This is a genomic window from Streptomyces rishiriensis (assembly GCF_003112535.1).
Taxonomy (GTDB): domain Bacteria; phylum Actinomycetota; class Actinomycetes; order Streptomycetales; family Streptomycetaceae; genus Streptomyces; species Streptomyces rishiriensis.
In genome coordinates this window covers 145,290-166,792 of sequence record NZ_BEWA01000022.1, presented here as the reverse complement: position 1 = coordinate 166,792, position 21,503 = coordinate 145,290, and the positions used below count along the sequence as shown (strand labels likewise).

Annotated in this window: 20 protein-coding genes; 19 read left to right on the top strand and 1 reads right to left on the bottom strand. The window is 67.0% G+C overall.

The genetic code is table 11. The features are described from left to right. Nucleotides 1-2 precede the first annotated feature (2 nt). The 19 genes from Sri02f_RS33495 (at nt 3) to Sri02f_RS33405 (ending at nt 19,901) form a co-directional block, all read left to right on the top strand. Nucleotides 3-1,226, top strand: coding sequence for a cytochrome P450 (locus Sri02f_RS33495; RefSeq protein ID WP_109005076.1), 1,224 nt, complete (start codon nt 3-5; stop codon nt 1,224-1,226). Nucleotides 1,227-1,385: 159 nt separating this feature from the next. After that, nucleotides 1,386-2,162 (top strand): 3-oxoacyl-ACP reductase FabG, encoded by a 777-nt coding sequence (fabG, locus tag Sri02f_RS33490; protein ID WP_109005075.1) that lies wholly within the window; start codon nt 1,386-1,388, stop codon nt 2,160-2,162. Then, nucleotides 2,159-2,896: an SDR family NAD(P)-dependent oxidoreductase gene (locus Sri02f_RS33485; RefSeq protein ID WP_109005074.1), complete on the top strand. Its 738-nt coding sequence runs from the start codon at nt 2,159-2,161 to the stop codon at nt 2,894-2,896. The genes fabG and Sri02f_RS33485 overlap by 4 nt, the downstream gene beginning before the upstream one ends. 6 nt (nt 2,897-2,902) lie before the next feature. Continuing rightward, complete coding sequence (locus tag Sri02f_RS33480) at nt 2,903-4,492, top strand: class I adenylate-forming enzyme family protein (protein WP_109005073.1); 1,590 nt, start codon at nt 2,903-2,905, stop codon at nt 4,490-4,492. Nucleotides 4,493-4,505: 13 nt separating this feature from the next. Next, nucleotides 4,506-5,714, top strand: coding sequence for a nucleotide disphospho-sugar-binding domain-containing protein (locus tag Sri02f_RS33475; RefSeq protein WP_109005072.1), 1,209 nt, complete (start codon nt 4,506-4,508; stop codon nt 5,712-5,714). A gap of 80 nt (nt 5,715-5,794) precedes the next feature. Beyond that, on the top strand, nt 5,795-6,082 hold the full coding sequence (locus tag Sri02f_RS33470; protein WP_109005071.1) for a phosphopantetheine-binding protein: 288 nt from the start codon (nt 5,795-5,797) through the stop codon (nt 6,080-6,082). A gap of 10 nt (nt 6,083-6,092) precedes the next feature. Beyond that, nucleotides 6,093-7,160: a ketoacyl-ACP synthase III family protein gene (locus Sri02f_RS33465; protein WP_109005070.1), complete on the top strand. Its 1,068-nt coding sequence runs from the start codon at nt 6,093-6,095 to the stop codon at nt 7,158-7,160. Beyond that, nucleotides 7,150-8,280: an acyl-CoA dehydrogenase family protein gene (locus Sri02f_RS33460; RefSeq protein WP_109005069.1), complete on the top strand. Its 1,131-nt coding sequence runs from the start codon at nt 7,150-7,152 to the stop codon at nt 8,278-8,280. Before Sri02f_RS33465 ends, Sri02f_RS33460 begins: the two co-directional genes overlap by 11 nt. 118 nt (nt 8,281-8,398) lie before the next feature. Continuing rightward, nucleotides 8,399-9,904, top strand: a complete 1,506-nt coding sequence (locus Sri02f_RS33455) for an amino acid adenylation domain-containing protein (RefSeq protein ID WP_109005068.1) — start codon at nt 8,399-8,401, stop codon at nt 9,902-9,904. A 3-nt stretch (nt 9,905-9,907) separates the two neighbouring features. After that, the gene (locus Sri02f_RS33450; protein ID WP_109005067.1) at nt 9,908-10,177 is read left to right on the top strand and encodes an acyl carrier protein; all 270 of its coding nucleotides are present in this window, start codon (nt 9,908-9,910) and stop codon (nt 10,175-10,177) included. Nucleotides 10,178-10,234: 57 nt separating this feature from the next. Beyond that, nucleotides 10,235-11,917 (top strand): B12-binding domain-containing radical SAM protein, encoded by a 1,683-nt coding sequence (locus Sri02f_RS33445; RefSeq protein ID WP_109005066.1) that lies wholly within the window; start codon nt 10,235-10,237, stop codon nt 11,915-11,917. Nucleotides 11,918-11,965: 48 nt separating this feature from the next. Beyond that, entirely contained in the window at nt 11,966-12,811 is an 846-nt protein-coding gene (locus tag Sri02f_RS33440) for an alpha/beta fold hydrolase (RefSeq protein WP_109005065.1), read from the top strand. 349 nt (nt 12,812-13,160) lie between these two features. Further along, on the top strand, nt 13,161-13,853 hold the full coding sequence (locus Sri02f_RS33435) for a class I SAM-dependent methyltransferase (RefSeq protein WP_109005064.1): 693 nt from the start codon (nt 13,161-13,163) through the stop codon (nt 13,851-13,853). A 504-nt stretch (nt 13,854-14,357) separates the two neighbouring features. Continuing rightward, nucleotides 14,358-15,083, top strand: coding sequence for a demethyldecarbamoylnovobiocin O-methyltransferase (gene novP / locus Sri02f_RS33430; protein WP_373865145.1), 726 nt, complete (start codon nt 14,358-14,360; stop codon nt 15,081-15,083). A 96-nt stretch (nt 15,084-15,179) separates the two neighbouring features. Beyond that, nucleotides 15,180-16,604: a DUF6002 family protein gene (locus Sri02f_RS33425; protein ID WP_281261913.1), complete on the top strand. Its 1,425-nt coding sequence runs from the start codon at nt 15,180-15,182 to the stop codon at nt 16,602-16,604. A gap of 101 nt (nt 16,605-16,705) precedes the next feature. After that, nucleotides 16,706-17,122: a hypothetical protein gene (locus Sri02f_RS33420; protein ID WP_159106818.1), complete on the top strand. Its 417-nt coding sequence runs from the start codon at nt 16,706-16,708 to the stop codon at nt 17,120-17,122. An 11-nt stretch (nt 17,123-17,133) separates the two neighbouring features. Continuing rightward, the gene (locus Sri02f_RS33415) at nt 17,134-17,736 is read left to right on the top strand and encodes a thiamine pyrophosphate-dependent enzyme (protein WP_159106817.1); all 603 of its coding nucleotides are present in this window, start codon (nt 17,134-17,136) and stop codon (nt 17,734-17,736) included. 32 nt (nt 17,737-17,768) lie between these two features. Next, nucleotides 17,769-18,677 (top strand): GHMP family kinase ATP-binding protein, encoded by a 909-nt coding sequence (locus Sri02f_RS33410; protein ID WP_109005060.1) that lies wholly within the window; start codon nt 17,769-17,771, stop codon nt 18,675-18,677. A 15-nt stretch (nt 18,678-18,692) separates the two neighbouring features. After that, nucleotides 18,693-19,901 carry an alpha-hydroxy acid oxidase gene (locus tag Sri02f_RS33405; RefSeq protein WP_307721059.1) on the top strand — a complete coding sequence of 403 codons (1,209 nt, stop codon included), beginning with the start codon at nt 18,693-18,695 and terminating at the stop codon, nt 19,899-19,901. A 53-nt stretch (nt 19,902-19,954) separates the two neighbouring features. On the opposite strand, the gene Sri02f_RS33400 is transcribed toward Sri02f_RS33405, so the two are convergent. After that, nucleotides 19,955-21,430 (bottom strand): MFS transporter, encoded by a 1,476-nt coding sequence (locus tag Sri02f_RS33400; protein WP_109005058.1) that lies wholly within the window; start codon nt 21,428-21,430, stop codon nt 19,955-19,957. Nucleotides 21,431-21,503 lie beyond the last annotated feature (73 nt).

The following is a 21,503-nucleotide window of genomic DNA, read 5'->3' as shown; positions in this document are numbered from 1 at the left end:
AGATGAGCACCCGTCCCATGGTGTCCGCCGACGAACTCGAGGACATCGACCTGGCGTCGCCCATTCTGCACGCCGAGTACGAGCTCGATGCGGTCTTCCGTCATCTGCGGGCCAATCGGCCGATGTACTGGCAGCAGCCACGGGGTGAGCAGCCCGGCTTCTGGGTGATCAGCCGGTATGCCGACGTGAACGAGGTGTACAAGGACAAGGCGCACTTCACCACGGAGAACGGTAACGCGCTGGCCACCTTGCTCACCGGCGGTGACTCGGCCTCGGGTGCCATGCTCGCGGTCACCGACGGTGTGCGCCACCACCAGGTGCGCAACCTGTTGTCCAAGGGCTTTTCGCCGCAGATGCTCGAACTGATCGCCAACTCGCTGCGGGAAACCGTTGACGGGCTGCTGCTGGCCGCGCTGGATCGAGGCGAATGCGATGCCGCACGGGACATTTCGGCGAAAGTGCCGCTGGGCGCCATCTGTGACCTGTTGGAAATTCCCCAGACCGACCGGGAATACTTGCTCGGCTTGACCGCGCACGCGTGGAGCACGGACTACGCGGACGAACCTCCTGAGGAGAGCTGGGTCGCCAAGAACGAGATCCTCCTGTATTTCAGTAAACTGCTCAAGGAGCGTCGTGGTGGTGACCGGGACGACATGGTCAGCCTGTTGGCGAATTGCCGGATCGACGGCCATCCGCTCAATGCGGCCGAGCAGATAGCCAACTGCTACGGGCTGATGATCGGCGGCGACGAGACCGGCAGACACGCCATCACCGGCACGGTCCTCGCGTTGATCGAGAATCCCGACCAATGGCGAGCCCTGAAGAATGGCGATGTCGATCTGAAGACGGCGACCGAGGAGGCACTGCGGTGGACCGTGCCCTCGCTGCACGGTGGCCGGAAGGCAACCGGAGACGTTGTGATCAACGGCCAGCAGATCAAGGCCGGCGAGGTGGTCAGCGTGTGGATCTCCTCAGCCAACCGGGATGAGACCGTCTTCGACGCGGCGGACGAGTTCAAGCTCGCCCGCACCCCGAACAAGCACTTCACCTTCGCCTACGGCTCGCACTACTGCCTCGGCCACTACCTCGGCCGGATGGAGGTCTACGCCGTGCTCGACGGATTACGCCGGCTGGTGGGCGACCTGGAGCAGATCGGCGAAGAGCGGTGGATCTACTCCAGCATCCTGCACGGCATGAGCTCACTGCCCATCAAGATCACGGCCTGAAGCCCCCCGGGGGACGTGCACATGATGAGCACCGTCAACGCGGCCAACGCATTCGAGGACGGGCCAGGCGCCGAGTTCTCCTCGGATCGCCCGACAGCCCGCCCTTGCGTACATCGAGCGGAATGGGGCGGCGCGCCGACCGCGGAGCGCGACCCGGTGATGACTGGGCCCGCCGCATCAGCGGTGGCTTGCGAGCCGGTCGCGATGGTCACCGGAGCCGGCCGGGGCATCGGCGCTGCCACGGCCGAGCGCCTTGCCGCGGAGGGCATGGCGGTGATCGTCGTGGACCGCGTGGAACAGGACACCACAGCCACCGTCTCGGCCATCCGTGCGGCCGGCGGACGGGCCAGCGGGCTCGGCTGTGACGTCTCCGTAGCTCAGGCGGTGACGGCCACCGTCGCCTCGGCCGTCGAGGAGTTCGGTCACCTCGACGTGCTGGTGAACTGCGCCGGGATCACCCAGGATCGGCTGCTGCTCACCATGAGCGACCAGGAGTGGGACAGGGTCCTGGACGTCAACCTCGGCGGCAGCATGCGATGTTCGTTCGCGGTCGGGAGGCACATGCGCCGGCAGGGGCACGGCCGGATCATCAACTTCAGTTCTGTTGCCGCGCGCGGCAATGCCGGTCAGACCAACTATGCGACCGCGAAGGGCGCGATTGCCGGGTTCACCCGCACGCTCGCGGCCGAATTCGGTCCGCACGGCGTGACGGTCAACTCGATCGCACCGGGCTTCGTGGCCACGCCGATGGTGGCAGAGCTGACCGAACGGCTCGGCGTGGATCGGGACACCGTCCTGCTGGAGGCGGCGATGTCCTCGGCCGTGGGCCGGATCGGGACGCCCGAGGAAATCGCCGCGGTGGTGGCATTCGTCACCCGGCCGGAATCGGGCTACCTCACCGGGGAGACCATCCACGTCGAAGGTGGTCGGCGATGACGGGAGTCGCGGTCGTGGCCGGCGGCGGCGAGCACACGGGGCCCGCGGTCGCGGTCAGGTTGGCGGGGCGGGGCTTCGATGTCGCCCTGCTGGACACCGAGTTCACGGCGGCCGACAAAACTGTCAGGCAGATCGAGGAGTCCGGCAGGCGGTGCGTCACGGTGGAGGCCGAGTTGACCGACACCAGGTCGGTCGGTGCCGCTTTCGGCCAGGTGCGTAGCGCGCTGAGCAGCCCCGTCGTGCTGGTCACCTGCGTCGGACCGGGGCCGGTGCCGGACGGGTCACCCGAGGACGAACTCGCGGACGAACAGCGCTATGGCGTGGTCCGACGGGCGCTGCGCTCGGCGTTCGTATGTTGCCAGGCCGGGGCCGGCCACCTACTGCATCACCGGTGGGGACGGATCATCATCGTCACCGAGCCGGTCGACGCGGGCGGAAACGCCTGGCGCACCTCCCAGCCCGTGCTGGCCGGGTTGATCGGTTTCACCCGGTCCGCGGCGCTGGAGCTGGCGAGGTCCGGTATCACCGTGAACCTCATCGCGCCGGCCGAGAGCGCGGTCGACAGCCGGGCCCCGGCGCACCAACCGGCGGTCAACGTCGGCGCGGGCTCCTACGCGGAGGGGGTCGCGCACGTGACGGCGTTTCTGATCGACGATCAGGCCGTCGGAATCACCGGGCAGGAGATATACCTCGCCGCTGCCCAAGCGGGAGTGCCTCTACTTCGCGAAAGGTAGTCACTGGTGGCGAACAGGGACCACGGGCCGGAGCACTACGTCACCCGCATCCTCGATGAGGCGGCCCGGGACGGCGCGCGACCGGTTGTCCGGTGGCGGGACACGGTAATCACCGGCACAGAGCTCCACCGGTCGGTACGGCGGGTCGCGACGGCACTGCGCGAGGCAGGTGTGGCACGCGACCACGCGGTGGCCATCCTGACCCAGGTGAACAGCCCATGGATGCTGGTCGTCCGCTATGCCGCACACCTGCTGGGCGCATCGGTCGTGTACATAACCGGCGCCAACCACGGCACCGTGACCCACGACCTGCCGGTCACCACCCGGGTCCGGATGATGCGTGAAGCAGGCGCATCTGTACTGGTGTTCGATGAGCGCAACGCTCAGCTCGCCGAGACCATCCGCGAGACGGTTCCGGACAAACTCGTGCTGTGCGGCCTCGGCCATCCGGCGTCCGGCACGGTGACCGCCGACGGCCGGCCGGTCGAGGACGTGGCGGTGGAATTCCCGGCCGAGACACCTGAGCTGGCAATGGTGCTCTATACCAGCGGTACCACCGGTCAACCCAAGGGGGTGTGCAAACCGTTCGGGGCGTGGAACGCGACCGTGGTCGGCCTGGCCGGGCAACCCCGGCCGCGGCAGACCTATCTGGCGATGACCGCCGTGAGCCACACAGTGGGAATGGTCGTCGACATAGCGCTGGCCGCCGGCGGCAGCGTGCTGCTGCGTGAGAAGTTCGATCCCACCGACTTCCTGCGAGATGTCGTGACGCACAGGGTCACCGACACGTTCATGGGTGTGCCGCAGCTCTACGCGATCCTCAATCATCCCGATGTTCGCACCACGGACCTGTCCTCGCTGCAACACCTGGTGTACGTCGGCTGTCCCGCATCGCCGGAACGCCTGCGGGAGGCGGTCACTGTGTTTCCCGGTGTGCTGTGGCAGTCCTACGGTTCCACCGAGACCGGCCGGATCGCGATGCTCCGTGAGGACGACCACGACCATCCTGAACTGCTGGCCACCGTGGGCCGGCCGATGCCGGGGGTCACCATCGCGATCCGCGACCCGCAAACAGGACGAGACCTGCCGGTCAACGAGATCGGCGAGGTGGTGGTGCACAGCCCGAACAACATGGCCGGCTACATCGGCGATCCCGAGGGCACCACGCGGGTGGTCCGAGACGGCTGGGTGCATACCGGCGACATGGGCTCCGTCGACGAACGCGGGTACGTGCGGCTGTTCGGCCGGATGCACGAGATGGTCAAAGTGCAGGACACGCGAGTCAGTCCGACCGAGGTGGAGAAGGTGCTCGTCGGCTGTCCCGGCGTGGTGGATGCGTGCGTGTACGGCCACCGCAGGCCGGACCTGATCGAGGAACTGCACGCCGCCGTCGTGCTCAGTACCGAGGACGCCCCGAGTTTCGCCGCTCTGCGCGACCACGTCGCGCAGACCATGACCCCGACGCACGCTCCGGTCCGGTTCGTGCGCTGGCGGCAGTTCCCGATCAACAACACCGGGAAGACGGATCGGCTGCGGATCCGCGAGGTCAGCGCCGAGGCTCGCGGTGAGGGCCCGGACGTGCTGGTGGACAGGTGAGGTGAGTCATTCGATGAGAGTGCTGTTCACGAGCCTGCCCGGTATCGGCCACCTGTTTCCCATGGTGCCGCTCGCCTGGGCGCTGCAGGCAGCAGGGCACACCGTGCTGGTCGCCACCGACCGTGAGTTCCTCCCGGTGGTGACCGGAGCCGGACTGCCTGCCGCGGCCGTGCGGGACCCTGTTGACCCGGTCGAGCTGTTCAAACCGGTCAGCCTGTCCGGCCTGTCCGGCCTGCTCGGCTTGTCCGGCGGTCCGGTGAGCCCGGCTGAGAGGACCGGCCACCGGTGTGCCGAGATCGGTGTCCGAGCGCTGGCCGCCGTCCGTGCACTCGTCGACGCATGGCGCCCGGACCTGGTGATTGCCGAACCCATGGAGCTGGCCGGGCCTGCCGCGGCGACGATCGCGGGCGTGCCCTGGGTGCGGCACTCCTACGGCCTGATCCCACCGGAGCGACTGCTGAGCGCCGCGGCCGCGGCCCTGGACTCAGAACTGGCGGTACGCGGGCTGTCCCCGTGGGCAGAGCCGGCCGGCACGATCGACGTGTGCCCCGACAGCCTCCAGCCTTCGGATGCGGTGGCGACCATGCCCATGCCCATGCGGTATGTGCCCTACAACGGCCCGGCCGTCGTGCCCGACTGGCTACTGGCCGGGCCGTCGCCACGGCCCCGGGTATGCCTGACCTTGGGCACGTCCCTGCCTCGGCGCAATCCGCGGGTCGCACCGCTGTGGCGGCTGCTGCTGGACGAACTGGTGGCGCTGGGCCAAGAGGTGGTCATCGCCATCGACGAGAGCCACCGGTCGCTGCTGGGTCACTTGCCTGGCGGCGTGCGTGCGGCGAGGATCCCGCTGTGTGACCTGCTGCCGACCTGCACCGCGATCGTGCATCACGGTGGCTCCGGGAGCACCATGGCGGCGGCGGCGTTCGGCGTGCCGCAACTGGTCGTCCCGCACTTCGCCGACCACTTCGCCAATGCGGAGCGGATCATCGCGGTCGGCGCGGGCACGAGCCTGCCGCACGACACCGATGACCTGGCGCGGATCACAGCAGCCTGCGCGCTGATCGTCGATGACGGCCCGCACCGGGCGATCTCAGCACGACTCGCCGAAGAGAACGCGAGCCGACCGAAACCGACCGAGGTGGCCCAGGACCTGGTGGCCCTGGTCCTCGAGCACAGCCAGGATGTCCTGCGACCGCAGCACGCGTCGCAGGGTCGACAGTAGGCAGGACTGCTGCGGATGTCGTGCTGGCACTGTCTTGCGACTCTTCTCCGCGGCAACACAATCGACGGGAACTACGCGACATGGTCACTGGACGCACCGAGCTCGAGCACGTCCTTACTCGCCTGGAAATGCTGCTGAACGACGTCTGGGACCAGCGGCCGGCGGGGGTGGCGATGTCTGCCACCGCACCGCTGGTGAGCCTCGGGGTGGACTCGCTCACGCTCGCGCTGCTCCTCGACAACGTGGGCAGGGAATTCCACATCGACTGGACGGCCGATACCCGTCTGGGCGGAGCGATCTCGCTACGTTCCCTCGCGGATCTCGTCCTGCGACGGGACGGCGGCCCCGCCGCCGCTGCCGAGGCATAGGGCCCGGCCCATGCGGACATCGGGTACGTACCTGGCCGGGATCGGAGTCTTCCGGCCCAAGACGAAAAGCGTCGATGCCGCGGTGCGGCAGGGGCTCGTCTCGAAGGAATCTGCTGACGCCTCCGGAATCACCGGCGTGTCCGTCGCCGGTGACGTCTCTCCTGCCGAGATCGCGTTGATCGCCGCACGCCAAGCCCTCCACAGCAGTGGACTGAGCGCCGATGACATCGGACTGCTGCTCCACACCGGGGTTTGGCACCAGGGACCCGACGGATGGGGGCCGCAGTACTATCTCCAGCGGCACCTGCTCGGTGACGATCTGCTCGCCGTGGAACTCAGGCATGGCTGCAACGGGACTTTCAGCGCACTGGAGTTGGCCGTCCCCTACGTGAAATGCGCACCTCATGCCGGCGGGGTGCTGATCACCGCCAGTGACAACTTTGGCACCCCGCTGATCGACAGATGGAACCCCGGCGAAGGGATGGCCTACCTGGGTGACGGCGCGGGCGCGGTGGTGCTGGGCTCTTCCCCGGGGTTCGCGGAGCTGTTGTCCATATGCACCACCACGTTCTCCGGGATGGAGGAGGTCCACCGGGCCGGTGAGCCGCTCTTTCCGCCCGGCGCCACCACCGGTACTTTTCTGGACTACGGTGCCAGAGCCGCGCGATTCCAGCAGAGGGCGACCGATGACGGCACGTGGGTGCAGCTCCTCCTGGGCCACCAGAAGCACAACGTGGAGTGCGTGGGCCAGGCGCTCCACGAGGCCGGTGTCGACGCCCGCGACATCAAGACCGTCCTGATCCACAGCATGCCGCGTCAGGCGGCCGCCTCCTACCTGAAGATCCTCGGTTTCTCGCTGGACCGCTCGACCTGGGAGTTCAGCCGGACAACCGGCCACCTCGGGGCCGGCGACCATCTCGCCGCTCTCTACCACCTGTTGTCGACGGGCGAGGTCGGCCCCGGCGACAACCTGCTGCTGTGCGGTTCCTCGCCTGGCGTCACGTACAAGGCGGCCGTGATCCGAATCCTCGATACCGCCGCCCTTCGGAACCAGGAGGCTCGGCCCGATGGACTTTGACCTCAGCCCACAGCAGCAACAGCGCGTCGACCACATGCGCGCAGGCGCCGGCAAGCTTCCGGCCACGGAACCCGACGGAATCGCTGGAAAGGACAGTTGGCTGGCCGCGGCCGAACTCGGCATGACCGGCCTGTGCCTGCCCACGGAACATGGCGGCGGCGGGCTCGGTGCTCTGGACACGGCGCTGTGCCTCGAGGCGTTCTGCGCCGGTGGCGCGGACACCGGCCTCGCCTTCGGCATCGCGGCACATCTGCTTGCCTGCGGGACCGTTCTGGCCGATCACGCGGGCGAACCGGTGCGGGCCGAGCTGCTCCAGGGACTGGCCTCGGGAACTGTTGTCGCGGCGAACGCGATGACGGAGGACGATGCGGGATCCGACCTGAGCAGACTCACCACGACAGCCGTGGCCGACGGTGACAGCTACGTCCTGAACGGAAGGAAATCCTTCGTCAGCAACGCCCCGCTGGCCGACGTCTTCATCACCTACGCGGCCACCGCACCGAGCGCCGGTTACCTGGGGATGTCGGCGTTCGCGGTCCCGCGAACTTTGCCCGGCCTGCAGGTCGGTTCCCTGCTGGCCAAGATGGGGTTGAACGGCTGCGCCGCCGCGCAGGTCGAGTTCACTGACTGCAAGGTCCCTGGCCGCTACCTGCTGGGCCCGGAGAACCAGGGGAACAGCGTCTTCCAGCGCTCCATGACCTGGGAACGCGCCTGTCTGCCCGCGATCTACCTGGGTGCGATGGAGGGTCAACTGGCCCAGTGCGTGGACCATGCCAGGAGCCGCAAGCAGTTCGGCCGCAGCATCGGGAACTTCCAGGCGATCTCCCACCGGCTCGCCACCATGAAACTGAGGCTGGAAACCAGCCGCCTGCTTCTGTACCGCGCGTGCTGGTACCTCGACCAAGGCCGGCCGGCCGTGGAGGCGGCCGCATTGGCCAAGACGGCAGTCGCCGAGGCCGCCGTAGCCAACGCGCTGGACGCGGTGCAGGTGTTCGGCGCGCGGGGGTGTCTGGCAGCAGACGGAATCGGCCAGCAGCTGCAGAACGCCATACCGCTGAACATCTTCTCAGGGACGACGGAGATGCAACGGGAGGTCGTCGCGAAGAGCATGGGGTTATGAGCGGCCGGTCGAGAACCGGTTCAGCAGATGATCTCTGACGCCCGGACCAAAGCCTTTCGTGCCGTCAGGCGTTCCACATGACCAACCCACCTTTTCTACTGCACCCAGGAGCCGAAGCATGAGTGAAAGGCGCGGCCTCCACGACCTGCTGTCCGCCTCCGCAGCTCGCACGCCGGACGCTCCTGCCGTCGTCGGACCCGCCGGTTCGATGAGTTACGGGGAACTCGACGAACGAGCCGACGCCCTGGCCGGCAGGCTGTCCGGCCAAGGAATCAGCAAGGGGGACCGAGTGCTGATCTGGTCCCCGAAGTCCGCCAACGCGATCGCCGCCATGCAGGCGGTCTTGCGGCTCGGTGCGATCTACATCCCGGTCGATCCCCTCACTCCCCCCGAGCGGTTCCTGGTGATCGCGCGCGAGTCCGGGGCGCTCGCCCTGTGCGCTCCGGAGGACCTGTCCGCGCGGGTGCCAAGCCCGCTTCGCGACTGCCTCGCGTGTGTCGACCTCGACGCCGCGCCGGTGCCCGACGCTCTCCCGCGTACACCGGTGAGCACGTGCGTCGAACCAGACGATCTCGCCTACATCCTCTACACCTCGGGCTCGACCGGGACGCCGAAGGGCGTCTGCATCAGCCACCGCAGCGCCCTGGCCTTCATCGATTGGGCCGTTGCAGAACTCGCCCCCGGCCCGCAGGACCGCTTTGCCAACCATTCGGGGCTCTCGTTCGACCTGTCCGTCCTCGACCTCTATGCCGCCTTCACCGTGGGGGCGGCGGTGTGTCTGATACAGCCCGAATTCGCCTACGTCCCGGAAGGGCTGGTCGAGTTCCTGCACCGCGAGCGCATCAGTGTGTGGTACTCCGTGCCTTCCGCGCTGATCCTCATGCTGCGTGACGGCGGTCTGCTCGACCGGCCCGCGCCCGGGACGCTCCGCGCGCTGCTGTTCGCCGGCGAGCCGTTTCCGATCGGCCCTCTTCGAGCCCTCGCCGCCTGGTCCGACGCCCGGCTGCTCAATCTGTACGGACCTACCGAGACCAACGTGTGCACCTATCACGAAGTCCGCCCCGCGGACCTTGCCCGCGACCTGCCGGTCCCGATCGGGAAGCCGTGCAGCGGCGACCGGGTCTGGGCTATCCGCGCCGACGGTTCGGAAGCCGAACCCGGTGAGGAGGGCGAACTGGTCGTCAGCGGGCCGACGGTCTTCGCTGGTTACTGGGGCCGGCAGCCGCAGGAGGGCCCGTACGCGACCGGCGACCGAGTCAAGGTTCGGCCAGATGGTTCGTTCGATTACCTCGGGCGCCGCGACGGCATGGTGAAAATCCGCGGACACCGGATCGAACTCGGAGACGTCGTCGCGGCGCTGTACTCCCATCAGGGGGTCGCCGAGGCCGCTGTCATCGCGGTGGGCGACGGGTTGGACCGGGTCCTGGCCGCGTTCGTGGTCCGAAGCCGGGGAAGCGCCTTCGGGAACGTCGCGTTGCGCCGACACCTGGCCGGCAGACTCGCACCCCACATGATCCCCGGTGACATCCGCTTCGTCGACCGGCTGCCTCACAACGATCGCGGGAAGCTCGACCTCGCGGCTCTGCAGAGACCACTCCACGGCCCACAGAAAGTTCAAGGGTGAGAAATGGCAACCCAGACCCGAGAAGACATTTCGTCCCAGCTGCTCACCTTCATCCGTGAGAGCTTCCTGGCCGGGGATCCTGAGGGTGAGCTCGACGCGGATACCCCGTTGCTCGAGCTCGGGATACTCAACTCCCTGAACACTGCCATTCTGGTTGCGCATCTCGGGGAGGATTACGGCGTCCACGTGCCATTGATCGACGTCACCGCCACTACCTTCAAGTCCGTGCGCACCCTGAGTGAGCTTGTGCATGAGAGCCTGTCGCGGAAGTAAATACTGTCGTCCCAGCCAACTAATAGTCTGGATGTCCAATTGAAATTGAACGCGGACATGTTCCTGCTGCATGCGCCCAGCGTGTACGACTTCCGGGACCGTGACGACATCCTGTTCGCCTACCTGAGTGACAGCGACAGCGTCAACGTCACCTCCGTATACGAGATGTACCCCATCGGCTGGTTCTCGATCAAGCAACAGCTGGCCGACCACGACTTCGACTGTCAGATCGTCAACATCGCCTCCCTGATGTTGACGCACCCGAATCTCGATGTGGAGCGACTGATCGGGCGGTTGGAAGCGCCGGTCTTCGGTTTCGACCTGCACTGGATGACCCAGTGCAACGGTGCGATCGAGCTGGCCAAGGCGGTGAAGCGGATTCATCCCGAGTCGCTGATCGTCTTCGGTGGCATCTCGGCCACGTACTTCGCCCGGGAACTCATCCGGTACCCGCAAGTGGACGTCGTTGTTCAGGGATACGACACGCTCGCCCCCATCACCCAGCTGGTGGAGGCTGTGGTGCGGGGCGGCCGAGACTTCAGCTCGATACCCAACCTCCTCTACAAGGGCAATGACCGGGTGGAGACCACAGGATTCAGCCACAAACCCACCTCGGACTACAACAACGTCAGGAATGACTGGTCCTACTACCAGAACACGCCTGTGACGCCGCTTTCCAGCAAGCTCATCATGACGCTGCCGAACACCGGGTGCGCCCACGACTGCGGCTGGTGCGGCGGCTCCCGCTTCGCCTATCGCAACATCATGGAGGTGGACAGAACCCTCGTACAAAAGGACCACGACCTGATCGTCGAGGAGCTCAAGACGATGGGGGAGGCGGCCAGACACACCTCCATCTACGCCCTCCAGTGCTACTCGGAAGGCAAGACGAGGATGCACGCATACCTCGACGCAGTGCGCGACCTCGGGTACCGGAGTGTCTTCTTCGAGCAGTTCAACCTGACGCCCGACGACACGCTGAAGAAAATGGGCACTTCCACGGACTCGTACATCATGCTTTCCCCCGAGTCGCACGACCCGAAGATCAGCAAGGCTGCCGGCCGCGGCACTTACACGATGGCCGAGATGGAGGAATGGATTCCACGCGCGTTGGACGCCGGGGTCAAGGGCGTCATGATTTGGTTTTTCATCGGCATGCCGTATCAGGACAAGCAGTCCGTGCGCGACACGGTTGCCTACTCGGAGCGCCTGATCAGCAAATTCGCGGGATCTTCGGTCCTTCCGCTCATCTGTCCCATGGTGCCCTTCCTGGACCCTGGCTGCCGATTCTTCGAGGAGCCCGAAAAGCACGGCTACCGAATCCATCACCGTACGCTGGAGCAACACCGGCAGGCCATGGTCGAACCGCTCTGGTACCGTCGGCTGAACTACGAGACCGAGTGGCTGAGCCGACGCGAAATTCAGGATGTCTCCTACGAGGCGATCGAGCGGCTGGTGAGCATCAAGGGCGAGCACGGTGTTTTGTCCAGCGTGTTCTGCGATGCGGTGCTGAAGACGATTGACCAGACCAAACGGCTCCTCGCGGAGATGGATCACGCTCTCTCCCTGGACGGCCGGCTTCCCGCAACCCTGCGGGACGAAATGCGCGCTTACAACCGCAAGATCCTCGCTTATTCCAGCGACCAGATCCTGCCGATACCCCGCCCCTTCGGCGGACGCTGGTTCGATGACGTCACGGTGCCGGAGGAGATGATCCGCGAGCTCTCCATGACCCCGTGACCCCGCCGAGACAGCACACTTCTCAACAGCAGGAAGGACCGACTGAGCATGGCGAACCACGGACCGGTGGTCTATGGCCTGGAAGTGCCTGGCGCGCGCCTGCACTACGAGATCCAAGGAGCAGGTCCCCTGCTCGTCGTGGTCGGTTTACCCATGGGCTGTAAAGGGTTCGCGCCGATCTCGCGGCCGCTGGCCGAGCACTTCACGGTCGTGACCTTCGACCCCCGTGGGGTCCACAGCAGCCCTGCGGACGACCCGAACCAGGACGCACTCCCCGAGGTGATGGCCGACGACGTGCACCGGCTCATTTCGGCGCTCGACGCCGGGCCGGCGTACTTGTTCGCCAGCAGCGGAGGCGGTGTGACCGCGCTCGCGCTGGCTGCCCAGCACCCTGACCAGGTCAGGACGCTGGTCGCCCACGAGCCCCCGTTGCTCGAGCTGTTGACCGACCGCGTGGAACTGCGCGCCGCCATCGATGAGATCTGCGACATGTACCGTGAGAACCGCCCCGCGGCGTTGCAGAAGTACCTCGCCCTTGCCGACATCCGCCTGCACCGGCCGACCCCGGACCCGCCCGGACCGAATGCGTTCACCGCCCCGTGGGACGTGTGGACCATCCTCGACCGGCTCTTCCGTTTCACCCTTCGCCCGACTACCCGCTACCGGCCTGACATCGACGCGCTGCGACCCATGGCCGACCGAATCGTCATCGCCGGCGGATCCAAGGCCCAGGGCTCGCTCTTCCACCGCACCGCGGTCGCACTCGCCGATCAACTCGGCACCGAACTCGTCGACTTTCCCGGCGACCACACCGGCTTCCTGACCGATTCGGAGCCCTTCGCCCGGTTGCTGTTCGAGGTGTTCACGAAAGCGCGCTCGCACAACGGTCCCTAAGATCCGGAACCGACCGGCATCACGCCCACGGAATCCGCGCCATCGACGCCATTCTGTGTGTATTTCCGTTGCACGGAGGATCGCAAGTGGTCGCAGATCGCCGAAGTGGCATGTAGGCTCATTTGAAGATTTTGCTCGCCGACGAGGGCAAGAAGTTCCCGTCCTCGAAGCTGCGAACCTTCCACACCATCGCATCGGCGAGGCCTCGGCGGGCGGCCCTTGTGGAAGAGAACTCCCTACCGCGAACCCCGCGACGCAGCCTGCATTCGCACGTCATCGGCGCATCGGGGCCGCTCACCCCGCCCATCGTTGAGATCAGTTCACTGACGCAGCACCAGGGGGGATCGAGATGAAGATTGAACCGATTACGGGATCAGAGGCCGAAGCCTTTCACCGGATGGGCTCCCGGGCGTTCGAAAGGTACAACGAGTTCGTGGACCTGCTGGTCGGCGCCGGCATCGCCGATGGCCAGACCGTGGTCGACCTGTGTTGTGGTTCGGGGGAGCTGGAGATCATCCTCACCTCCCGGTTCCCATCGCTGAACCTGGTCGGCGTCGACCTCTCGGAGGACATGGTCCGAATTGCCCGGGACTATGCCGCCGAGCAGGGCAAGGAGCTGGAGTTCCGTCACGGGGACGCGCAGTCCCCGGCCGGCATGGAGGATCTGCTCGGAAAAGCGGATCTGGTGGTCTCGCGGCACGCGTTCCACCGGCTCACCCGGCTCCCGGCGGGGTTCGACACCATGTTGCGCCTGGTCAAGCCAGGGGGAGCCATCCTCAACGTCTCCTTCCTGCATCTCAGCGACTTCGACGAGCCCGGGTTCCGGACGTGGGTTCGGTTTCTGAAGGAGCGGCCTTGGGACGCGGAGATGCAGGTCGCCTGGGCGCTGGCTCACTACTACGCGCCCCGGCTCCAGGACTACCGCGATGCCCTGGCCCAGGCGGCCGATGAGACGCCGGTGTCCGAGCAGAGAATCTGGGTTGATGACCAGGGCTACGGCGTTGCCACGGTCAAGTGTTTTGCCCGTCGGGCCGCTGCCTGACCGGCCGTTCGGTCCCGCTGCTCAGGATCTGGCGGACGTTTTGCCCGTGACTCGGGCGAGTTGACGCCCGCCACCCAGATCGCCGCGGTGCTGCCCTACGACCCGCACACAGCACGGCCGTGGATCGCCCGCCATGACGTCGAAGGAGTCATCGGGCTGCCGAGCCGGCCTCGCAGCGGCCGGCCCCGGCTGGGCAGTCCAGCCGGGCCGACGGATCCGTGCCCTGCTCGCCTCGCTGAAGGCGTGGAGCGCCCGCTCGAGAAGATGGGCGTCCGGGAAGAACTCGAAGACGGCGGCTACACAGAGAATTATGGCATCGAGTCGTCAGCTACGGATTCATCGGACTCACGGCGTAAGTGCAGTAGGCGGAAACTTCTGAGCCTCGATACCTGGACCCGAATGGAGGTGGCACCTATCGTAAGCAGGGTGGCACACAAACTCCGATCTCAGCCCGAAGAAACCACCCAAGGAACAGGCAGCGACTCATCGCTGTATCTGGACCTCATGATCAAGGTGTTAGCCGGGACGGTGTATGAGGATCCTGCGCACCGGGAAAACTTCTCCCATCGCGATTCGACGTACCGGGAAGAGGTCCGCAGCGAGGGACGCGACTGGCCGGCGAACGCGCACACGATGATCGGAATCAAACGCCTCGAAAACATTCGGCAATGTGTCGAGGACGTTATTGGCAACAATGTCCCCGGTGACCTCGTGGAAACTGGGGTGTGGCGTGGGGGAGCGTGCATCTTCATGCGCGGAATTCTGCGCGCTCACGACGTGCGCGACCGGACGGTGTGGGTCGCTGACTCCTTCCAGGGCATTCCTGACGTCGGTGAGGACGGCCATGCCGGCGACCGGAAGATGGCGCTGCATCGGCGTAATGCGGTGCTCGCGGTGTCCGAGGACGAGGTCCGGCGCAACTTCCGCAACTACGATCTGCTCGACGAGCAGGTCCGGTTCCTCCCCGGCTGGTTCAAGGACACGCTGCCCACCGCGCCGATCGACGCGCTCGCCGTACTGCGGATGGACGGGGACCTGTATGAATCCACCTGGGATACCCTGACCAACCTCTACCCGAAGGTGTCCGTCGGTGGCTACGTCATCGTGGACGACTACCTGATGTGCCCGCCGTGCAAAGACGCGGTGGACGAATACCGTGCGCGGTTCGGCATCGCCGACGAGCTGATCAGGATCGACCGCGACGGTGTCTACTGGCAGCGCACCGAGTAGGTTCACGACGACTCGACGCCTCGGGTATGTGGACCACCCGGGCGGAAGGCACAAGAACACTAATCGCGGACCCGGATCAGAATGCGGTGACCCGTAATGTGTACTCACTCAGAACATCGGTCCGTGCAGGGCTCTGCAGCCACGGGGGTATTGCACCGAGTCCCCAACTCTCTCAGCTTCTATTATCAGCATCTGCTCGTGGCCAGTGAGCGGATCGATACCACCTGGGCCAGTACCGATTCCTGGTTCGAACCGAGCTGGCAACTTCCCAAACTCGGCCCGGAGCTGGACGAGTTCTTTTCGGTCAGCGGGATTTCCGCCGGCGAACTTGGCGAATACCGAGGACGTCGGCTTCACTTCCTCGACCTGACCGAGAACCCGGGCACACATACCACGAAGACGTTCGGCTCCTCAGTGATCGTGGCCCGCGCGGTACGGCATACCGAACTGACCGGCGAGCCGGTGCTGCTGGTGACCCCGTCGGCGGCCAACAAGGCGGTGGCGCTGCGCAACGCGGTGCTACGCGCCTACCAGGTCGGCCTGTCGGACCCGAGCAAGCTGCGCGTGGTCACCGTGGTGCCGTCCAGTTCACTGCCCAAACTGTGGGCCTCCGACATCGATGCCGATCCGGCGCTGCGCGCGGCCAACCCGATGGGCGTCTACTCCGGACCCGAGCGTGAACACGTCAAGGAGATCACGACGGCCGCCGTCGGCGATCTGGCCGCCGACGATCCCGTCCTGCGTGGATTTCGAGTCTGGTACACGCTGAACCCGAAGAACTACATGGTGGCCGACTTCATTCGGACACTGTTCGAGTATGAGTACTTCCCGCCTGTCGGTGAGCGGTGGCACACCCACGCCGTCTCCAGCGCCTACGGTTTTCTCGGACACGACCTGGGCCGGCAGATGGCGGCCGAGGACGGTGTCCGGTTCGACGTGCCGCAGCGCTACTTGCTGGTGCAGCATTTGGAGACGCCGGATCTCGTCAGCGCCGTTACCGGAATTGACGTCGAGACCGTGGTCCGGGATCTCTACCGGGCCACCGGTGACGGCTTGCTGACCAGGCCAGCGGACGCCGATCCCCGGCTGCCCGAGTACTGCTATTCAACCGGCGAGCGCCTGGAACGGACCTTCTACACGCGCAATCCGCCGACGACGAAAGCGGTCCGGCAACTGGTGGCCGACCATGGTGGCAACGGGATCGTGGTTTCCCTGCCGGAGTGCGTCAACCGATATGCCTTCGTCCGGGATCTGTTGCGCGGCGCCGACTTCCACCGGCTGCCGGAGGACCCCCGCCGGCTGCGCGAGTGGGCCATGGTGATGTCCGCCGTCGGCTGCCTCAACGCGATCGACCGTGACTTGATCCCCGCCGGCGCCGACGTGGTCATCCATGGCTCGGGCGCGTATTCCGAAGGTGAGTTCCACCAGATCGACCGGAGTCGGCTGATCGAGGTGAACACCCCGGACGAGGTACGCGCGCTCATCAGCGGTGCGATCCAGGCGGACGGCGAGCGTGGTTGATGAGTACAGCGGTGGTCAAGCCTGCTGAGGACGTGGCCGGTCGGCTCGCTCGGATCCTGACGACCGGTCGGTCCGGTCCATTCCTGGGCACCCCGTGCGGCGTGCTCGCCCAGCTGTACCGCGAGATCGACGCCGCGTGCGGGATGCGGACCATCGCGCGGGAGGACTCCGCGGTCGGGGTCGCGGCCGGCGCGGCACTGGCCGGCCGGCAGCCGGTGGTCTTGATGCAGAACTCCGGGTTCGGCCAGTCGGTCAACGCCTTCGCGTCATTGATCATGCCCTGCCGGCTCGACGTGGTCACGGTCATCAGCGTCCGGGGCATGGCCCCGGACAACACTGAGGAGAACAGCGCCATGGGCACGCTCACTCCGACGATCCTGGCCGGTCTGAACGCGGACGTCCGCTGGCTCGCCGACGGCGCCGACCTGACCGAGGCCACTGCCAACTGGCTCGCCACCGAGGTGGACGAACCACGGTTCCTGCTCATCGCCCCTGGACTTTTCGGCTGGCGCCCGTGACGATCCGCACGATGACGCACTCGCCGCAGAACAAGGCGGCAGCCATCGCCGAGATCATCGGCGCGTCGGGGGACACGCCGATCGTGTTCACCACCGGCTATGCCTGCCGTATCGCCAACGACATCCAGGACAAGCCCGGGCACTTCTACATGCTCGGCTCCATGGGGCTGGCCGGCTGTGTCGCCGTGGGCGTCGCGGCCGGGCTGTCCCGACCGGTGATCGTCGTCGACGGGGACGGCTCGTTGGCGATGAATCCCGGCGTGCTGTTGCTGGCCGCCGAGTTCACCGGGTTGCCGCTGATCCACGTCGTGTTGGATGACCGCGCGTACAGTTCCACAGGCGCCCAGCCCACCCCGCCGGTCGGGAACATCGAGTCCTGGGCGGCCTCGCTCGGCTATCTGGTGTTGTCCCCACCACTGGCCGGCGGCGTCGGCTCCGTGGTGGCCGGCCTCCTCGCCGGCGAGCTCACCCGACCGCATCTGTTGCGCCTCCCGGTCGCGCCGGACGGGCGCAACGTCCCCGGCCGGATCGAGGGCCGCCTGTCCGGATACGCGGCCCGGTTCCGCACGCACTGCCGAGGCTTGCGGGCCGGCTCCGAACTGCCCGTCGTGTGAACGGTCGGCGGCCGTCGAGAAGTGGAAGGTCGATGCAACCTGTTGAGAGCGGACGCGGACGAGCAGTCGGTACCTGCGGCGAGCTCGTTCAAGGCACGGTTGACGGCCGCGAGCTGATGGTGACCTTTCCTGTCGACTGGTACAGCGACGTGGTCGTGCGTGGCTCCTACTTGCCCGGCGTCCGGGTGTGGCCACGGTCGAAGGTCAAGGTCCGCCGGATGTGCGATGTGTTGCTCGACCGGCTGGTCGGAGCCAGTTCCGCCGATGTCGGGCTGGACGTGCTGGTCAGCTCGATGATCCCGGAGGGCCGCGGACACGCGAGCAGCTCCGCGGACCTGACGGCGCTGTGCCGGGCGATGGCGCAGTGGCTCGGCGTGCCGCTCGCCGACGACGACATCATGCGGCTGTGCTGCGAGCTGGAGCCGTCCGATGCGGTGTGCCGTCCGGTCCCCACGCTGTTCGACTTCATCCGCGGCGAGGTGCTGTTGTGCTACGACGACCCGCCGCCGATGGCTGCGCTGGTGCTGGACGAGGGTGGGGCGGTGGACACCGTGACCATGCGGCGGCTGCCCTGTACCGAGGCCGAGAGCGAGCGGTTGGCCTTGGCGTTCGACTTGGTGGACCGGGGATTCCGGCTGGGTGATCTCGCGTTGATCGGCCGGGCCGCGATGATCAGCGCCGAGGTCAACCAGCGGCGGGTGTACAAGCGGAACTTCGAGGTTGCCAGGGACGTGGCGGATGCCTGTGGCAGTTACGGAGTGTCGGTCGCACACAGCGGGACCACGCTGGCACTGCTGTTCGATCAGCACGAGGTGGAGGGCATCCGCGCGGCCCACGCGGCGCTGAGAACAGTCGCCGCCGACTGCGAACTGTTTCTGCTCAACGCGGTGGTCCCGACGCGGCGGGCGGCACCCGATCTGACCGAACTGCCCACCCGCTGACGGCGAACGAGTGGGGTGATTCCCTTTTGGCCGGTTGATTCCTCGGGGGTGTCAGTGGGTGCCATCAGATTCGCTCTGCCGAAGCAGGGCCGGCCGATCAGCATCGCCGGGTACCGAACGGCCGCCCGCCGGGTCCTGCCCGACCTGGTGTGGGCGTACGTGGAGAACGGCGCGGACGATTCCGTCACGTTGGCGGCCAACCGGTCTGCGTTCGCCCGCTGGTCCCTGCGTCAACGAGTGCTGCGCAGTTCCGCCGGGCGGAAAACGGCTGCCCGGTTCGGAGACACCGAGCTGGCGATTCCGGTGATGATTGCGCCGACCGGGATCAACGGACTGGTGCACTGGCGCGGCGAGTTGGCAACCGCATGCGGTGCGGCCGCAGCCGGTAGCAGGATCGTGTTGAGCACGGCAGCGTCTTATTCTGTCGAAGAGGTCGCCGCGGCGAGCCCGGTCGGACACTGGCTCCAGGTCTATCCGTGGCGCGATCGAGAACTCATGGACTGGCTGCTCGAGCGCGGCCGACGATCGGATTGCCCCACGCTGGTGGTCACGGTTGACACACCGGTGTTCGGAAACCGCGAACCGGAACGGCTGCAGGGCATGAGCATCCCGCCCGTGCTCACCCCCAGGCACGTGTTGGACGCCGCGCTGCACCCCCGATGGGCGTACAAAGTCCTGCGCCACCAGCGGGTGTTCACGGGCAACCTGGTCGGGATGAGCGGAGTGAGGGCCGGCGCGCTCGCAGCGAAAGTGCGCCGGGAACGGATGATGGCCGGCGAACTCGACTGGGACGACTTCGCCAGGGTCCGCGCGCAGTGGCAGGGACTCTGTTACGTCAAGGGAATCCTGGACGCAGACGACGCAGAACGCGCTGTCTCGCTCGGTGCGGACGGGATCATCGTGTCCAATCACGGCGGCCGACAGCTGGACGGCGCCCCGGCCACACTGGACGCGCTGCCGGGGATCGCCGACCGGCTGGCCCACCGGGCCACGGTGCTCATCGACGGCGGGATCCGCAGAGGCACCGACGTGGTGAAGGCTCTGTGCCTCGGTGCGGACGGCTGCCTGATCGGTCGGCCGGCGCTCTACGGACTCGCCGTGGGCGGCGAGTCCGGGGTCGAACACGTGCTCAGCATCCTGCGCGAGGAAATCGACCGCACCCTGGCGCTCATGGGCTGCTCGGACATCGCCGATCTCGGCCGGGACTGGCTCATCCCCGGGTAGCACCGCCGGCGCCACCGGGGACGGGGTTCCGCCGAACGGGTGCCGTGCATGGGTCAGTCGGGCTCGTCGCCGTCGGTGGCCGGGGTGCCGTGCTGCGTGGACGGTCGCCGATCTCTCGTGGCCAACAGGGCGATGACGGTGATCAGCAGTGTGATCGTGATCGCCACGGTGGAGCCGAGGAGCCCGTCGGTGGCGGCGCGGAGGTGGTCGCCGGGGTGGGCGGTCAGGGAGCCGAAGTACAGCGCTCCGATGACGGCTATCCCGATCGTCGATCCGATGCGCTGCCCTGTTTGCAGGACGGCGCCGGCGGCACTTCCCTCGGTCAGGGGCACCGTTTGCAGAGCCAGCGTCAGGTTCGGTCCGATCACCAGCCCGCTGCCCGCGCCGGCGAGCAGCAGCGGCCCGGCCACGAGCAGCCACACAAGGCCGCCCGCGCGGTGGCCGATCAGGGCGATCAGCCCGGCGGATCCCAGCGCGACGGCGGCCAGTCCGATGACGACCAACCGGCGTCCGACCCGGTGGACCGCGCGGCCGGCCAGGGGGGCGCTGATCGCCGCGCCGAGCGCAGTGGGGGTCCCTACGGCGCCTGCGGCCAGTGCCGAGTAACCCAGCCCCAGTTGGAAGTACAGCGATACCATGAACGGGATGCCGACAAAGCCGACGAAGTAGCCCATGCCGACGAACGCGCTGATCGCGTAGTCGCGCTGGCGCAGCATCGCGAGGTTGACCAGCCGTGGTCGGCCGGAGCGCGTGCAGTGCTGCTGCCAGGCGATGAAACACGCCAGCAGCAGGGCCGACAGCCCGAGCAGGTGCCAGGGCACCGACGGCTGTCGCTGCTCGGCCGCGATCAGCGGCAGGATCAATGTGGCGACACCGGATCCGAGCAGTGCTATCCCGAGCAGGTCGAGTCGCACTCCTCGTATCTGCTGCCGATCGCGGGGGAGCCACCGCAGGCCCAACGGGAGTGACAGCGCCGCGATGGGCACGTTCACCAAGAACACCCATCGCCATCCGTCGGCAGGGCCGCCGGCCTGGATCAGCAGACCGCCGACCAGCGGGCCGATGGCCGTAGTCGCGGCGATCATCCCGCTGTACGCCCCGCCTGCCTTGCCCAGTTCCGGGCCCCGTGCGAACAGCTGCCGCATCAGCCCGACCACCTGCGGCGTCACCACCCCTGCGGCAAGGCCCTGCACCAGCCTGGCGGCCACGAGCCACCACCCGGAGGCCGCCAGCCCACAGGCCAGGCTGCCGAACGCGAAGAAGGCCAGCCCCACCAGCAGCGTGCGCCGTCTGCCGAGCTGATCGCCCAGGGCCCCGGCGGGCACCAGCACCACCCCGAAGGTCAGTGTGTAGCCGAACGCCGCCCACAACACCTGCCCGGCCGACAAGTGCAGCCCGGCCTGCATGGAGGGGACCGCGACGTTGATGACGCTCACGTCCAGCAGCGTCACGAATCCCGCCAGCAGGCACACCGAATACGCTGCCCAGCGCCCTGCCTGCACTGGTTCGGCCACGTCGGTCTCTGTCATACCGGCCCTTCCGCCTTGGCTGATCACGTCTACTCGCTGACTTCACTTCAGCCGGTCTCACCGGAGCCGATCA

Bases quoted from the DNA above. Each gene is read 5' to 3' on its own strand.
- Sri02f_RS33495 (WP_109005076.1), top strand. From the start codon at position 3: ATGAGCACCCGTCCCATGGTGTCCGCCGACGAACTCGAGGACATCGAC.
- fabG (WP_109005075.1), top strand. From the start codon at position 1,386: ATGACTGGGCCCGCCGCATCAGCGGTGGCTTGCGAGCCGGTCGCGATG.
- Sri02f_RS33485 (WP_109005074.1), top strand. From the start codon at position 2,159: ATGACGGGAGTCGCGGTCGTGGCCGGCGGCGGCGAGCACACGGGGCCC.
- Sri02f_RS33475 (WP_109005072.1), top strand. From the start codon at position 4,506: ATGAGAGTGCTGTTCACGAGCCTGCCCGGTATCGGCCACCTGTTTCCC.
- Sri02f_RS33470 (WP_109005071.1), top strand. From the start codon at position 5,795: ATGGTCACTGGACGCACCGAGCTCGAGCACGTCCTTACTCGCCTGGAA.
- Sri02f_RS33465 (WP_109005070.1), top strand. From the start codon at position 6,093: ATGCGGACATCGGGTACGTACCTGGCCGGGATCGGAGTCTTCCGGCCC.
- Sri02f_RS33460 (WP_109005069.1), top strand. From the start codon at position 7,150: ATGGACTTTGACCTCAGCCCACAGCAGCAACAGCGCGTCGACCACATG.
- Sri02f_RS33455 (WP_109005068.1), top strand. From the start codon at position 8,399: ATGAGTGAAAGGCGCGGCCTCCACGACCTGCTGTCCGCCTCCGCAGCT.
- Sri02f_RS33450 (WP_109005067.1), top strand. From the start codon at position 9,908: ATGGCAACCCAGACCCGAGAAGACATTTCGTCCCAGCTGCTCACCTTC.
- Sri02f_RS33445 (WP_109005066.1), top strand. From the start codon at position 10,235: ATGTTCCTGCTGCATGCGCCCAGCGTGTACGACTTCCGGGACCGTGAC.
- Sri02f_RS33440 (WP_109005065.1), top strand. From the start codon at position 11,966: ATGGCGAACCACGGACCGGTGGTCTATGGCCTGGAAGTGCCTGGCGCG.
- Sri02f_RS33435 (WP_109005064.1), top strand. From the start codon at position 13,161: ATGAAGATTGAACCGATTACGGGATCAGAGGCCGAAGCCTTTCACCGG.
- novP (WP_373865145.1), top strand. From the start codon at position 14,358: ATGATCAAGGTGTTAGCCGGGACGGTGTATGAGGATCCTGCGCACCGG.
- Sri02f_RS33425 (WP_281261913.1), top strand. From the start codon at position 15,180: ATGTGTACTCACTCAGAACATCGGTCCGTGCAGGGCTCTGCAGCCACG.
- Sri02f_RS33415 (WP_159106817.1), top strand. From the start codon at position 17,134: ATGACGCACTCGCCGCAGAACAAGGCGGCAGCCATCGCCGAGATCATC.
- Sri02f_RS33410 (WP_109005060.1), top strand. From the start codon at position 17,769: ATGCAACCTGTTGAGAGCGGACGCGGACGAGCAGTCGGTACCTGCGGC.
- Sri02f_RS33400 (WP_109005058.1), bottom strand. From the start codon at position 21,430: ATGACAGAGACCGACGTGGCCGAACCAGTGCAGGCAGGGCGCTGGGCA.